Here is a 252-nt window from a genome sequence, read left to right as displayed (position 1 = left end):
ATCACTCATGTTTCAGGGCGTTCATTACCGAATGTAAATCAACAGGTTGTAACAGACCACCCGGCGGTGCCTTCACGAGTTGTGGGCATAGCCGCTCAACATCCGCCAACAGCGTAATCGCCTGGGCCATACTCCACTGCGGATGCTCGCTCATCAGGTTACGTGCAATCCACTGCGCAATGTTGCCCGCTTCGAATACGGTTTGCTGCGCCAGGTAGCCTATCAGTTCAGGAATCAAGATTTGTAAATTTT

The 252-nt window shown here is 51.2% G+C and carries 1 pseudogene; it reads right to left on the bottom strand.

The features are described from left to right. Position 1: 1 nt before the first annotated feature. Positions 2–252: pseudogene (locus FDX22_RS00090) on the bottom strand (DNA mismatch repair protein MutL); the annotation flags it as partial.

This window comes from Citrobacter sp. TBCS-14 (assembly GCF_005280805.1).
GTDB lineage: Bacteria > Pseudomonadota > Gammaproteobacteria > Enterobacterales > Enterobacteriaceae > Citrobacter > Citrobacter gillenii.
Note: the sequence above shows the minus strand (reverse complement) of the source record. Positions and strands in the feature narration are given on the sequence as shown.